The sequence below is a fragment of the Nitrobacter sp. NHB1 genome (assembly GCF_036964665.1).
Classification (GTDB): Bacteria; Pseudomonadota; Alphaproteobacteria; order Rhizobiales; family Xanthobacteraceae; genus Nitrobacter.
In genome coordinates this window covers 3,015,685-3,029,705 of the sequence record NZ_JBAMDA010000001.1, presented here as the reverse complement: position 1 = coordinate 3,029,705, position 14,021 = coordinate 3,015,685, and the positions used below count along the sequence as shown (strand labels likewise).

Genomic DNA, 14,021 nt, shown 5'->3' with positions numbered 1-14,021 from the left:
CGAGCGGGCCGATTCTACGCAATGACGGCGGTTCGGAAAGCGGTTCGGCGACCTGAACGTCAGCGATCACCAGTTATGGAAAACAGCAGCGAGAATCCGGCTTCCCGATTCCCACCATGCCTGAAGGCATTGGCGGCGGCGGCTTGGCTTTGGTGGGCCCGGAGGGACTCGAACCCCCAACCAGACCGTTATGAGCGGCCGGCTCTAACCATTGAGCTACAGGCCCCGGCCGGACGTCGCATACGCAACCGCCGTCGGCGCAGGCATCCCTTACAATGTCGGGCGCCGCGCGGCAATCGGCGTTCAGGCTTCCGGCCGGCTGCGACCGCGATGAGGAGATGCGGACCGTCGGCGCGCATCTCCTCCTGCCTGCGACCGCCGCCCTAGCTAGGGCTGGTCGGGCGGTTGTCATTCCACTCGGTGTGGAAATCCTGGCGATAGTGGAACGCCGCGTTCAACGTGTTCATCGGGATCAGTTCGGTGCCGGCCTCGACCGAGCCGCCGCGCGCGTTGTCGTCAGAATAGCTGTCGAAGCGGCCCTTATTCGACTGTGTCGTATAGGTGATGTCGTCGAACGCCGAGAGCACGTCCTGTCGTCGGTGGCGTTTGTGGCAACCCCGCCAGGAGCGCGCTCCTGCCCATGGCCGCCGTTGATCGTCTCACACCATCCCCCTTGCGACTCGTTATATTTATTTAAATATCTCGTGACCGGAGAAAGGTGGAAGCCTTCGACGCAGCGGCATATTGACGTTGATATAACGATATTACGAACGAACATCGCTCGACAGGGATAGCGGAGGTCCGCGGCAGCGCCCTGTTCCGCAATCGTTCGACCCGCGACATCCAAACCGCGACGTCCGAACCGCGAGTCACATACCCGCCCATCGCCCTACCTGTTGCGGCCGACGTCCGGAATCGACCGAGAATCAGCCTGTTATGGGCGCGCGTTAACCCTTTGCTAACCATACACCGGGCAAATTTTGCCCAGTGGAATCCGGGTGAAGTCGAGTGTCGTCAGCCGCGTAGAACGGGAGGAACCCGTGGACGCCAGTGCGGTGCCTCACTTTCGGAACGGCGGCCCCTCGGCCGCCGCGCAGACGTTGGGCGCGCGCGAGCGGCATTCGCGGGAAGAAACGGCGACGACGATGGGCATCACGGCGGGTCAGGATGCGGGCGCCTCAGCCTCGGGTTTTCCGAGCCTGGGCGAAATCGGGACCATGCTGCGGCGCGGCGACCTCGCGCTCGCCTTCGGCGTCCTGACGATCCTTGTCGTCCTGATCCTGCCGCTGCCGTCGGTGGTCCTCGACCTCTTTCTGGCGATCTCGATCACGCTGTCGATCCTGATCCTGATGACCGCGCTGTTCATCCAGACGCCGCTGGAATTCTCCTCCTTCCCGACCGTGCTGCTGATTGCGACCATGCTGCGGCTGTCGCTCAACCTCGCCTCGACGCGGCTGATCCTGTCGCACGGGCATGAAGGCTCGGCCGCCGCCGGCCACGTCATCGAGGCCTTCGGCAACTTTGTGATGGGCGGCAACTTCGTCATCGGCATCATCGTGTTCGCGATCCTGGTGATCGTGAACTTCGTGGTCATCACCAAGGGTTCGGGCCGCATCGCCGAGGTCGCGGCGCGCTTCCAGCTCGACTCCATGCCCGGCAAGCAGATGGCAATCGACGCCGACCTCTCCGCCGGCCTGATCGACGAAAAGACCGCCAAGGAACGCCGCAAGGCGCTGGAGGACGAAAGCGGCTTCTTCGGCGCCATGGACGGCGCCTCGAAGTTCGTGCGCGGCGATGCGGTCGCCGGCCTGCTCGTCGTCTTCATCAACATCATCGGCGGCATGATTATCGGCATCGCGCAGCAGGGCCTGAGCTTCGGCGACGCCGCGCGCAGCTACACCCTGCTGACCGTCGGCGACGGCCTCGTCACGCAGATCCCGGCGCTGATCGTCTCGACCGCAGCCGGCCTTCTGGTCTCCAAGGCCGCCGTCACGGGCGCCGCCGACAAGGCGCTGATGAAGCAGCTTTCCGGCTATCCGCAGGCGCTCGGCATGTCGGCCGGGGTGATGCTGGTGCTGGGACTGCTGCCGGGTATTCCGATGCTGCCGTTCCTCGCGCTCGGCGGCGGCGCCGCGGCGCTGGCCTGGACCTCGCGAAAGCGTCACCGCATCGCGGCCGCGGAGGCCAAGGCCGCGGCGACGCCCGACGCCGCAACAGCAGCGGCGGCCGCGGCCGCTGCGGAGGAGCCGATCTCGACCGCGCTGAAGATCGACGATCTCAAGATCGAACTGGGCTATGCGCTGCTGCCGCTGGTCAACGGACCAGACGGCCAGGATCGCCTCACCGAGCAGATCAAGGCACTGCGCCGCTCGCTCGCGATCGAGATGGGATTCGTGATGCCGGCGGTGCGGATTCTCGACAACGTGCAACTCGAGGCTAACACCTACATCATCAAGATCAAGGAGGTCGACGCCGGCTCGGGCCGGATCTGGCCGAACCAATACATGGTGATGGATCCCGGCGGCGATCAGGTCGACGTCCCCGGCATTCACACCACCGAACCGACCTTCGGCCTGCCGGCGACATGGGTCGATGCCTCGCTGAAGGAAGAGGCCTCGCTGAAGGGCTATACCGTGGTCGATGCAGCGACCGTGGTTTCGACCCACCTCACCGAACTGCTCAAGACCAATATGTCGGACCTGCTCTCCTACGGCGAGGTGCAAAAGCTTTTGAAGGATCTGCCGAAGGAACAGGGCGAACTGGTCAAGGACATCGTTCCGAGCCAGATCACGGTCTCCGGCATCCAGCGCGTGCTGCAACTCCTGCTCGCCGAGCGCATCTCGGTCCGCGATCTCTCCACCATCCTCGAAGGCATCGCCGACGCGCTGGCGTTCTCGCGCAATCCGGCGACGCTGGTCGAGCACGTTCGCGCCCGTCTCGCGCGCCAGATCTGCGCCCAGAACACCTCAGCCAACGGCTACCTGCCGCTGGTCGCGCTGTCGGCGAAATGGGAGCAGGCCTTTGCCGAATCCATCATCGGCCAGGGCGAAGAACGCAGCCTCGCGATGCAGCCCTCGAAGCTGTCCGAATTCATGACCGCGGTGCGCGACCGCTTCGAACAGGCCGCCCGCGAAGGCGAAGCGCCGGTGCTGGTGACCTCGGCCGCGATCCGGCCATTCGTCCGCTCGCTGGTCGAGCGGTTCCGTGCCCAGACCCCCGTGCTGTCGCAGGCCGAAATCCATCCGCGCGCCCGGCTCAAGACCGTCGGCAGCATCTGATCCGCCCCTGCCGAATCAAGCGGGCGCCTATGCGGCATTTTGGCATCAGACAAATGATTTATGTCTGCGGCCTATGATGGGTTCGCGAGCACGATCGATCAATCGCAATTAAGATTAACTCGCTGATATCATTGCAAAACTACAGATACGTGCCATACTGCCAGGAGTCGGGTGATCGCGCTTGTTCACACCTTTTCACTGCCTTGTGATCGCCCCTACGGAACAATAAGGCGACTTCCTACGTTTTAAAAGCGCGAGATCATGAACCTGAGCGCCGACGACGGAGACAAACTCTAAAGGAAGTTAACGGCAGGGAGGCTTCCATGAACCATTCGATTTACAGCGCGGATCGGACGACCCACCTGAAGATCGTGGTTGTGGCTCTGGTCGCAGGTATCGCGGTGGCGGGTTTCGCCATTTCAGCGCGCATGAATGCCGACGACGGCTATACGCAGAGCGCGCGCATCATCAAGGCCGGCAAGCCGATGGCGATCACCAGCTCTGGCACGATGGTCGTTCGCTGAACGAATTTCAGGAATTCACGAGGCTTCTTTAGTTGCCCCCCGAAGTCGCCGCGTGAGTACGTAGAGGACCCCACTAACCCCAAGTGGTCTACGAATGGAAAACGCCCGCCCCCCACGGGCGTTTTCTTTTGCCCGTCTCTCACAGGCAATCCGGGCAGAGCCGCTCCAAATTCGATGGATGTGAATTCTCGATGTCGCGTTCAGGCGATGACGCCCATGCGCGCCCGCATCAGGCCGATGCTGTCAAGATCGGCCTGCTCGCGGGCATTCTCTTCCGCGCGCTCGCGCGCCTGGTCGCGTTCGTCGAGCAATTCGACCTTCTTCAGTTCCTCGAAGGCCTCAGCGAGACCCAGCTTGGCGTCTTCAAGCTGAACGCGCAGTTCGTCCGCCGAGCGGGTCAGGTTTTCGCGACGCTGGATCGCCGCCTTGGCATAGGTCGGATAGGCGAAATGCGCGGGATCGTCGATCCCGGCACGATCCTGCTCGATTTCGATTTCACGCTCCAGATCCACCGACATGCGCTGGAAGTCAGCGATCATGCTCTCGATCTGAGCCACCCTCCGTCGCTTTTCCTCGACCTGGAATTTCTTCAGGCGGATCAGCGTTTCACGTGACTTCATCGACTCGTACTCCCCAGAAGTCCCAAATCTGAACGCGGGACGATACCGGCACCCTGTTCGGGTCCCGCCGGCACTACTCTTATGAGAAGCCGATGATGGCCCGACAAAGTTAGCTTTCCGTTTCCAAGGTCTTAAGGATTTGCTGCAACCGCCGATAGCCGTCCTCAATGCTGGTTACCTCGTCCTTGGCCTGGCGCAGAAAATCTTCCAGGAGCGGATTCAACCGGATCGCCTCGTCGACCTCGGCGTTGGAACCGGTCCGGTAGGCGCCGAGGCGGATCAGTTCCTCCATGTCGGAAAAGGTGGCCATCACCTGCCGCCCGCGGGTGATGACGGGCAGGAAGGCAGGATCGGCGGATTTCGGCATGGTGCGCGACACCGACTTCAGAACGTTGATCGCGGGGTAGCGGCCGCGCTCGGCGATGGCACGCTGCATCACGATGTGGCCATCGAGAATGCCGCGCACTGCGTCGGCCACCGGCTCGTTGTGATCGTCACCGTCCACCAGCACCGTGAAAATGCCGGTAATGGTTCCCTTGCCGGCGGCGCCGGGACCGGCGCGCTCCAGAAGCCTCGGCAGTTCGGTGAACACGGTCGGCGTGTACCCCTTCGTGGTCGGCGGCTCGCCGGTCGACAATCCGATTTCGCGCTGCGCCATCGCAAACCGCGTCACCGAATCCATCAGGCACATGACATCCTTGCCCTCGTCGCGGAAATATTCCGCGACGGCCAGGGTCAAATAGGCCGCCTGCCGCCGCATCAAAGCGGGCTCGTCGGAGGTCGCGACCACGACGACCGATCGTGCGAGCCCGTCCTCGCCAAGGTCGTCCTGCAGGAATTCCTGCACCTCGCGGCCGCGTTCGCCGACCAGCCCGATCACCGAAATGTCGGCGTCCGCGTTGCGCGCCAGCATCGACAGCAGCACCGATTTGCCGACGCCGGAGCCGGCGAAGATACCGAGCCGCTGGCCGCGGCAGCAGGTCAGAAACGTGTTCAGCGCGCGAACACCGAGATCGAGCGGTTTGCCAACCCGCATGCGCGAATGCGCCGGCGGCGGCGAATTGCGGAACGGCACCGGCACCGCCCCCTGCGGCAACGCTCCCTTGCCGTCGATCGGCTCGCCCATGGCGTTGAGCACGCGGCCGAGCCAGGAGGCGGCCGGGCGCACCTGGCTGGAGGCATTGGCGATCACGGCGCGGCAGCCGCGCCGCACACCGTCAAGGCCGGCGAACGGCATGGCCACGGCATTGTCGCCGTTGAAGCCGACCACCTCCGCGGGGATGACACGGCCGCCGCCGGTCTCGATCACGATGCGGGCGCCGACCGACATCGCATGGATCGGGCCGGCTATCTCGACCATCAGCCCGCGCACGCCAACCACACGGCCATAAATATTGACGCACTCGATATCGCCGACCTGTTCGGCCAGGCCCTTCACCGTGAAAACCTTAAGTTTCCGCGCATTAGCGGGCACCCTTTAACCTCGTGTTTACCCGCATCGTTAATCATTGCGTCACTGTCTTTGGTGACTGAGCGCGCCTGGCCTTCAGGACGAAGGCGAGTCGCAGGAGTCGGTTAGGTCTGACTTTTAATGTGGAGCCTGAACGCTACCGGATAAGAAAAACTGCTTCAATGCAATATCTTAGGACGATTCGATGAAAATTGCACCGATAGATCTTGCACAACAGAAACAGTTTTTGTTAACCATGGGCAGTCAGGATCCGAATCAGTTGCTTAAAGGCGTTTCCAGTGCCGCAAGTATTGCGGCCGGCCTGACGCCCGGCGCGGCGACGATTAGGGGACTGGCATGCGCGTTTTGCTGATTGAGGATGACAGCGCCGTCGCGCAGTCGATCGAGCTGATGCTCAAGTCCGAGAGTTTCAACGTCTACACGACGGATCTCGGCGAGGAAGGCGTCGATCTAGGCAAACTGTACGACTACGACATCATCCTTCTCGATCTCAACCTGCCCGACATGTCCGGCTACGACGTGCTCAAGCAGCTCCGCGTCTCCAAAATCAAAACACCCATTCTGATCCTCTCCGGCCTCGCCGGCATCGAGGACAAGGTCAAGGGTCTCGGCGTCGGCGCCGACGACTACATGACAAAGCCCTTCCACAAGGACGAGCTGGTGGCCCGCATCCATGCGATCGTGCGCCGCTCCAAGGGCCATGCCCAGTCGGTGATCCAGACCGGCGATCTCGTGGTCAATCTCGACACCAAGACGGTGGAAGTCGGCGGCCAGCGCGTCCACCTGACGGGCAAGGAATACCAGATGCTGGAGCTGCTCAGCTTGCGCAAGGGCACCACGCTGACCAAGGAAATGTTCCTCAACCACCTCTATGGCGGCATGGACGAGCCCGAGCTGAAGATCATCGACGTCTTCATCTGCAAGCTGCGCAAGAAGCTCGCCAACGCCTCCGACGGCCGCAACTTCATCGAGACCGTGTGGGGCCGCGGCTACGTGCTGCGCGAACCGCACGAGGACGAAGTTCGCATCCCGGCCTGACACCGCAATCCTGCGTTCCTCCCAGACTGACCCCGCCGCAAATGGCGGGGTTTTTGTTTTGGCCCGGCCGCGCAGCTTGCACGCTGCCTGGGTGCATCTGCTCCGGTCTTCCGGCGGCTGGCACGCCGTCGGCTTGAGAAGTCCTTGATGTGCTGTGCAGCGGATATATGCATTCGGACGAGTCCGCCTGTATGCACACTCGCTATGCGCGAGCGGCCGCTTTGGGTGACGGCATTCCCGGCACCAGCGACGGCGCGCGAACGCGATTGGGCCGATAGAGACCGCGCTTGTCCGGATGAGGCTTGAACACGTCCGTCAGCCCGACCACTGTTTCCGCGGCGCCGAGCGTGAGGAAACCATCGCCTTCCATCTGCTTCGCAAGCCGCGTGAAGATGCCGATCTTGGTCTCCTGATCGAAATAGATCAGCACGTTGCGGCAGAAGATCACGTCGAAGCTGCCGAGGTTGGAAAAATCCTGCAACAGGTTGAGCTGGCGGTGCTGAACCATCGCGCGAATGTCGGCATTGATCTGCCAAAGCTCGCCGACCTGCTTGAAATATTTGATCAGCAACTGAATGGGCAACCCGCGCTGCACCTCGAACTGACTGTAGAGACCGGCCCGCGACTTTTCGAGCACCTCGTTCGACAGATCGGTGGCGACGATCTCGGTGCGCCAGCCCGCCAGCGCCGGACCGTATTCCTTGAGGCACATCGCGATCGAGTACGGCTCCTGCCCGGTCGATCCGGCGGCGCACCAGATCCGCAGACTGCGGCGAGCCGCACGGGCCTGCAACAGCGCCGGAATCATGGTCTCGCGCAGATGCTCGAACGGCGTTTTGTCGCGAAAGAAGAAGGTTTCGTTGGTGGTCATCGCCTCGACGACGTCGACCGTCAGCGCAGCGGCGCCGCTCTTTATTTTCTGCACGAGGTCGCCGATGCCCGAAAGGCCGGCCTTGCGCGCGAGCGGAACCAGCCGGCTCTCGACCAGATATTGCTTGTCGGCGGCGAGATCGAGTCCGGACCGATCCCTCAGAAACCTGCGCAGGTACTCAAAATCAAGCGGTGTCACGAACGGTCTCCCGCAAACAGCCGAACGAGCTTCGGTGCGATCAGTTGAAGCGGCAAAACGGCCGCGCAGATTCCGGCCTGGGCGGCTGCGCCCGGCATTCCCCACACCACGCTGCTCGCTTCGTCCTGCGCGATGACATTCCCTCCTGCCGCGACGATTTGCTGGCCGCCGCGCATTCCGTCCGATCCCATTCCGGTCAGGATGACGGCCAGAACGTCTCCCTGCCAGACGTCGATCGCCGACGTGAACAGCGGATCGACGGCCGGTTTGCAGAAATTCACCGCCGCCCCGTCATCGAGCGCGATGACGGCGCCTGCGCCCTTTCTGGCCAGGCGCATGTGGCGGCCGCCGGGCGCGAGATAGATTTGACCCGGCTTTACGGTCTCCTCATCCACACCCTCGTGCGCCGGGCGTCCAGCGGCGCGCGCCAGATGCTCGGCGAGAATGGTCGTGAACGTCGGCGGCATGTGTTGCGTGATCAGCACCGGATAGCGGTCGATCACCGGCCCTATTCCTGCCACCAGCGTCATCAGCGCCTGCGGCCCGCCTGTGGACGAGCCGATCAGCAGCGCGCGCGGGGCGTGGGTGCTGAAGGGGCGCAGCGCCGGTGCCGGATGCGCCGGCGCGGCCGGGATGGAGCGCGGTCCCTGCTCGCGCGGCGCCAGCGGCGGCGAGACGACCGCCGCCGGACGACGACGTTTTGCGGCGAGGTGCCGGATCTTCTGGATCAGGTCGTGCTTGAAGATATCGGCCGCGGCGATCTCGCGGGTGCTCTCCGGCTTCGGAATGTAATCGGCAGCGCCGAGCGACAGAGCCTTGAAACTGACCTCCGCATTGCGGCGGGTCAGCGTCGAGGCCATGATGACAATGAGATTGCGTTTCTTGGCCAGCAGTTGCGGCAGCGCGGAAATGCCGTCGAGTTCAGGCATTTCGATATCGAGGACGACGACGTCCGGATTGGCGCGCTCGACCTGGTTGACCGCGTCGAGCCCGGTGCGCAGCGAGGCTGCGACCACCATGTCGGGCTCGGCCTCGATCCATCGGGAAATCAGCCCGCGAATGACGACCGAGTCGTCGACCACCATGACACGCAGCGGCTCCTGCTTCCCCGAATCCAAAGCCGCCGGACTTGCCACAGCAGTACTCATTACCCAACTCACCAGACGCAACGACGGACAAAGACGATATCGGGGCCGGCCGGAATCCGCTCCCGGCGCGGCGAGCTTCAGATCAGGCCGATTTCGTGAAACTTCGCCGTCACGATGTCCTTGTCGAACGGCTTCATGATGTATTCGTTGGCGCCGGCATGGAGCGCGCGGGCGATGTGCGCGACATCGTTCTCCGTGGTGCAGAACACCACCTTCGGCTGATCGCCGCCGGGCATCCGGCGCAGGTTGCGAAGAAACTCGTAACCGTCCATGACCGGCATATTCCAGTCCAGCAGCACGGCATCCGGCAGCTCGCGCTTGCAAATGTCCAGCGCCTTCTCGCCATCCTCCGCCTCGACGATATGAAAATCGAAGCCTTCCAGGATACGTCGCGCGACCTTACGAATGACGCTGGAATCATCCACGACCAGACATGTTTTCATTTCGGCCTCCGCCTCTCTTCAGCCTTCACGACGGGACATTTCCCGGCGACGATCACCTGCGGCCGCTCTCAGGCCGCAAGCTTGTCAGGCGCTATCTCCAGAACACGATCGATATCGAGAACGACCATCAACTGTCCCTCCAGCCGATGCACGCCCGCCGACAGCTCCGCCATCCGCGGATCGAGGTTGGCCGGATTGACCTCGCGGCCTTCGTCCGGGAGCTTCATGACCTCGCCGATCGAATCGATCAGAAGTCCGTAAGATTCGCCGCGCAGTTCGACACCGACGGCCATCGGCGGGCGATCGATCTCATCCTTCGGCAGGCCTAATCGCGCGCGCATATCGATCGCGGTGACGATGCGGCCGCGCAGATTCAAGACGCCCGCGACATCGCTCGACGCCAGCGGCACCCGGGTCAGACGTTCCGGCTTGAACACGTCGTGCACCCGCGAGATCGGCAGCCCGAACAACTGCCCGCCGATCGTCGCGGTGACGTATTCGGTGATTGCGTTTTCGCTGCCCTGATTGACGTTGGTCATGCTCTGATCCTTCATGCCGCCCGGATCATTTCGGCGGTCTGTTCCTTCAGCGCCGCAATCAGGCCGGGCCGGTCGAACTTGGCGACGTAATCGTGGAAGCCGGCCTGACGGCCGCGCTCGATCGCGGCCGGAGAAATCATCGACGACAACGCGATGATCGGCGTGCCGCTCAGGCGGCGATCGGAGCGCACGGTCTCCGCGAACTCGAAGCCGTTCATGTCCGGCATTTCGATATCGGTGAGGATCACGTCGAACCCCTGGCCCGATCGCAGCGCGACGAGACCTTCCTGCGCGTTGGTCGCGAGTCGGACCTGATAGCCTGCGGCCTTGAGAACCGGAGCCAGCATGTTGCGGAAGAAGGCGCTGTCATCCACCAGCAGCACCGACCGCGTCGCGGCCGCCGCACTCATCTCCTTGCGCTTGAACCAGTCGGCGAAGGCCATCGGCAGGAAATGACCGATGTCGATCACGTCCGTCGCCCGGCCCTTGATGATAGCGGAGCCGAGAATGCCCTGCTGGCTGCTCGCCACCTCGATGGTCAGCCGCTCCTCGACGATGTCGATGATCTCGTCGACCACCAGTCCTACCGCGCGGCCGTCGTCAGCGAACACCAGGACCGGCTGCGTGCCATCGGTCACGACCGAAACGCCATCCATCTGTACCAGCGGCATGAGCCGATCGCGGTACTGCACCATATAGCGGCCGTCGGAGATCTCGATCTTGTCGACCCCGAATTCCTCGAGTCGCGTGACCAGCGCAAGCGGCACGGCCTTGGGCTGATCCGATCCGGCGCGGAACACCAGCAGCGACGTCATCTGCTCGGCGTCGCCGGCGCCTGCCGCGTTCTCGTCGGCGAGTTCCTGCTGAGTCGCGACCGATGCGCCCAGCGCGTGCGCGATGCCGTTCGGGTCGATGATCATGATCACGGCGCCGTCGCCGAGAATGGTGTTGCCCGAGAACATGCCGATATGCCGCAGTATGGTCGACATCGGCTTGACCACGATTTCTTCGGTATGAAACACGCCATCCACGACGATGCCGAAGGTCTGGTTGCCGACCTGCGTCACCACGATGAAACCGTTCTCCGGATCGCTGGACATGCCATCATCGGTCTTCAGAATCTTCTTCAAGTGCATCAGCGGCAAAAGCTTGTTGCGCAGCCGCAGCACCGGGGTGTCCTTGATGCGTTCGATGCGGTGATCCGAATTGGCGCGCGCGCGCACCAGCTCGACCACCGAGAGCTGCGGTATTGCGAAACGCTCGCCCGCGGCCTCTACGATCAGCGCCGAGACGATCGCCAGCGTCAGCGGAATCTTGATGGTGACGCTCGAGCCCTCGCCGGCCACCGACTTGACGTCGATGGTGCCGCCGATCTGGTCGATGTTGGCGCGCACCACGTCCATGCCGACGCCGCGTCCGGAGACACTGGTCACTGCCGCAGCGGTCGAGAACCCCGGAGCGAAGATGAACTTGTGGATCTGCGCCTCGGTCATCTTCTCGAGTTCGGCCTCGGTCGCGAGGCCGTTCTGGATTGCCTTGGCCTTGATCCGCTCGGTGTTGAGGCCGCGGCCGTTGTCGGCGATGCAGATAATGATGTGGCCGCCCTCGTGATAGGCCAAAAGGCGGATGGTGCCCTGCTCCGGCTTGCCGGCCTGGACGCGCTCTGCCGGTGTTTCCAGGCCGTGATCGGCGGAATTGCGCACCATATGCGTCAGCGGATCCTTGATCAGGTCGAGAACCTGACGGTCGAGTTCGGTGTCGGCGCCATGCATCTCGAGTTCGATCTGCTTGCCGAGTTCGCCAGACAGATCGCGCACGATCCGCGGCAACTTCTGCCAGGCATTGCCGATGGGCTGCATCCGCGTCTTCATGACGCCTTCCTGCAACTCCGCGGTGACGTTGGACAGCCGTTGCAGCGGCACCTTGAATTCGTTGTCTTCGTGCCGGCGGCTGATCTCGAGCAGTTGGTTGCGCGTCAGCACAAGCTCGGACACCATCGTCATCAGGTGCTCGAGCGTATCGACGTTGACGCGGATCGACTGGTGGGCGACCCGATCGCCCTCCGGTGTCTCCGTCTCGGCAGCGGTCTTCTTCGGAGCGGCCTTGGCAACAACCTTGGCGACAACCTTGGCGACAGCTTTCGGAGCAACGGCCGGCGCGGGCGCCTCGGGCGCCGGCTGCGGAGCGGGCGCGACCGGCTCGGCCTCGGTCTCGCGGAACGCACGCTCAAGCTCGTCGAGAGAGACTTCACCCGGACGCAGCGGCCGTTCCAGCACCTGAAAGGTCATCGTCCCGATTTCCTGCGCCGGATCGGCGGCGGCGGGCTCCGGAGTAGACGCTGGCACAAGCTCGGGAGCAGCGGACGCGGTGACGCAGCCGTGCTCGGCCATGTGATGCAGCTTGTCGATCAGATCGGTATCGGCCCCCTCCGGCTCGGTCTCGGTCGCCTCAAGCTGGCTCAGGATGTCCCTGATGCGGTCGATGGTGGAGAGAATAAGCGTCACGGCGTCGCCGGTCACCGGCATGCCGTCGCGAAACTTGCCCATCAGCGTTTCCGCCGCATGGGCGAGCGCCTCTAGCCTTGGAAGGCCCAGAAAGCCGCATGTGCCCTTGATGGTGTGGACCAGCCGAAAGATATTATCCAGTATCTTCGCGTTGTTCGGATCCTGCTCGAAACTGATGAGTTGATTGTCAACGGTGTCCAGACTCTCATTGGTCTCGGTCAGGAATTCGCGGAGGAGATCATCCATAGCCTTCTGGCCTTCGAAATGCCGGGGCGACGTTGTCGCGCCTGTTCGCGGCCGGGCCAGTTTCAACCCAATGTATTTAATATTGGTTGAGCACGCGGAAAAGAACGCGCCCAACGAATGGCCAAAACGGTGGAGACGATCATTCATCGTGGATTGGCCTCGAAACGCCGGCGCGCGACGTCATTCACCTTTCGGGGTTGGGCCAGTTTCGATGCAGGTTGGTTAATATGGGTTTAGCAAACGGAAAAGGACGCGCCCGACAGTCCAACGAAAACCTTGTTTTCGCGGGCCCGGAAACCATTGGCTAACCATGTTGGTTGACGCGGAGCCTCAACGGGCAGTCGCAACCACCTTCTCGCCGTCGGCGGCGAGCGAGATGCCGATGCCGCAGGCCTCAGCAAGCAGACGGGTGTAGTAGGGCTGAACCGCATGGGCATCGATGGAGCCGGCGAAACCGGGCGCCAGAAGATCGGCGGTGGTCTGCGACAGGCGGGCGTTCAGCCCGGCAGCGGTAATCTGAAAGCCCATCGCCTCGCCCTCGCCGAGCGGATCGACCGTCAGCACGCCGCCGCGGGGGATCGTCTGCTGCGCGATCACCAACAAGTTGAGCAGGAGTTTCACCCTGTTCTTCGGCAGCAGCAGGCGCGGCAAATTCCATGCGATCGTGATCTTGCCGTCCTCAAAATGGCCTTTCGCCATGTTCTGCGCGTCGCCGAGATCGATCTGCGCGCCGGCCGAGCCAGCGGCGCCGAATGCGAGACGGCAGAACTGCAATCGCGCCGAGGCGGTTTTGGCGCTCTTGCGGATCAGATCGAGAGCGAATTCGCGATCGTCCGGCTTCGGATCGTCGTCCAGCACCTCAAGCCCGTTGACGATTGCGCCAACCGGACTAATGAGGTCGTGACAGACGCGCGAGCAGAGCAATGCCGCGAGTTCGAGCGTGTCGGGAGCGGGACCGGGAGACGATGTGTCAGACATAAAACCTGCTCCTGGGATCTGTTTCGGCCAATCCCCAGCGCGCGGACACGGCGAATCAAACGATCTTCATGGCTTGATACACCGCCGGAGCCTGTGCTGCCACCACCAGGCGGTCGCCGCCGTTCTGCGGCACCGTGCAAGGAAGCTGCGAACGTGCCGGTGA

At 63.0% G+C, this 14,021-nt stretch carries 13 protein-coding genes and 1 tRNA gene; 4 read left to right on the top strand and 10 right to left on the bottom strand.

What is annotated here, in order from left to right:
* Window positions 1-150: 150 nt before the first annotated feature.
* Window positions 151-226 (bottom strand) — tRNA-Ile (locus V4R08_RS14135).
* Window positions 227-383: 157 nt separating this feature from the next.
* Complete coding sequence (locus tag V4R08_RS14130; protein ID WP_335579931.1) at window positions 384-587, bottom strand: hypothetical protein; 204 nt, start codon at window positions 585-587, stop codon at window positions 384-386.
* A 453-nt stretch (window positions 588-1,040) separates the two neighbouring features.
* On the opposite strand from V4R08_RS14130, the gene flhA reads away from it, so the two are divergent.
* Window positions 1,041-3,278, top strand: a complete 2,238-nt coding sequence (gene flhA, locus V4R08_RS14125; protein ID WP_335579930.1) for a flagellar biosynthesis protein FlhA — start codon at window positions 1,041-1,043, stop codon at window positions 3,276-3,278.
* Between the two features lie 323 nt (window positions 3,279-3,601).
* Window positions 3,602-3,802, top strand: a complete 201-nt coding sequence (locus tag V4R08_RS14120) for a hypothetical protein (RefSeq protein ID WP_335579929.1) — start codon at window positions 3,602-3,604, stop codon at window positions 3,800-3,802.
* Window positions 3,803-4,002: 200 nt separating this feature from the next.
* Here the strand turns inward: V4R08_RS14120 and fliJ are convergent, their stop codons facing one another.
* Window positions 4,003-4,422: a flagellar export protein FliJ gene (gene fliJ, locus V4R08_RS14115; protein ID WP_335579928.1), complete on the bottom strand. Its 420-nt coding sequence runs from the start codon at window positions 4,420-4,422 to the stop codon at window positions 4,003-4,005.
* Between the two features lie 109 nt (window positions 4,423-4,531).
* Window positions 4,532-5,860, bottom strand: a complete 1,329-nt coding sequence (gene fliI, locus V4R08_RS14110) for a flagellar protein export ATPase FliI (protein WP_335579927.1) — start codon at window positions 5,858-5,860, stop codon at window positions 4,532-4,534.
* 217 nt (window positions 5,861-6,077) lie between these two features.
* Here fliI and V4R08_RS14105 point away from each other — a divergent pair, with 217 nt between their 5' ends.
* Together V4R08_RS14105 and ctrA are read left to right on the top strand one after the other, a co-directional pair.
* On the top strand, window positions 6,078-6,245 hold the full coding sequence (locus tag V4R08_RS14105; RefSeq protein ID WP_335579926.1) for a hypothetical protein: 168 nt from the start codon (window positions 6,078-6,080) through the stop codon (window positions 6,243-6,245).
* The gene (gene ctrA / locus V4R08_RS14100) at window positions 6,230-6,931 is read left to right on the top strand and encodes a response regulator transcription factor CtrA (RefSeq protein WP_335579925.1); all 702 of its coding nucleotides are present in this window, start codon (window positions 6,230-6,232) and stop codon (window positions 6,929-6,931) included. The genes V4R08_RS14105 and ctrA overlap by 16 nt, the downstream gene beginning before the upstream one ends.
* 202 nt (window positions 6,932-7,133) lie before the next feature.
* On the opposite strand, the gene V4R08_RS14095 is transcribed toward ctrA, so the two are convergent.
* The 6 genes from V4R08_RS14095 to chpT form a co-directional block, all read right to left on the bottom strand.
* Window positions 7,134-8,000: a CheR family methyltransferase gene (locus V4R08_RS14095; RefSeq protein ID WP_335579924.1), complete on the bottom strand. Its 867-nt coding sequence runs from the start codon at window positions 7,998-8,000 to the stop codon at window positions 7,134-7,136.
* Window positions 7,997-9,148, bottom strand: coding sequence for a protein-glutamate methylesterase/protein-glutamine glutaminase (locus V4R08_RS14090; protein WP_335579923.1), 1,152 nt, complete (start codon window positions 9,146-9,148; stop codon window positions 7,997-7,999). The genes V4R08_RS14095 and V4R08_RS14090 overlap by 4 nt, the downstream gene beginning before the upstream one ends.
* A 77-nt stretch (window positions 9,149-9,225) precedes the next feature.
* Complete coding sequence (locus V4R08_RS14085) at window positions 9,226-9,591, bottom strand: response regulator (RefSeq protein ID WP_335579922.1); 366 nt, start codon at window positions 9,589-9,591, stop codon at window positions 9,226-9,228.
* A gap of 68 nt (window positions 9,592-9,659) precedes the next feature.
* Window positions 9,660-10,130 carry a chemotaxis protein CheW gene (locus V4R08_RS14080; RefSeq protein WP_335579921.1) on the bottom strand — a complete coding sequence of 157 codons (471 nt, stop codon included), beginning with the start codon at window positions 10,128-10,130 and terminating at the stop codon, window positions 9,660-9,662.
* Between the two features lie 11 nt (window positions 10,131-10,141).
* Window positions 10,142-12,880 carry a hybrid sensor histidine kinase/response regulator gene (locus V4R08_RS14075; RefSeq protein WP_335579920.1) on the bottom strand — a complete coding sequence of 913 codons (2,739 nt, stop codon included), beginning with the start codon at window positions 12,878-12,880 and terminating at the stop codon, window positions 10,142-10,144.
* A 330-nt stretch (window positions 12,881-13,210) separates the two neighbouring features.
* Window positions 13,211-13,858 (bottom strand): histidine phosphotransferase ChpT, encoded by a 648-nt coding sequence (chpT, locus tag V4R08_RS14070; RefSeq protein ID WP_335579919.1) that lies wholly within the window; start codon window positions 13,856-13,858, stop codon window positions 13,211-13,213.
* Between the last annotated feature and the right edge of the window lie 163 nt (window positions 13,859-14,021).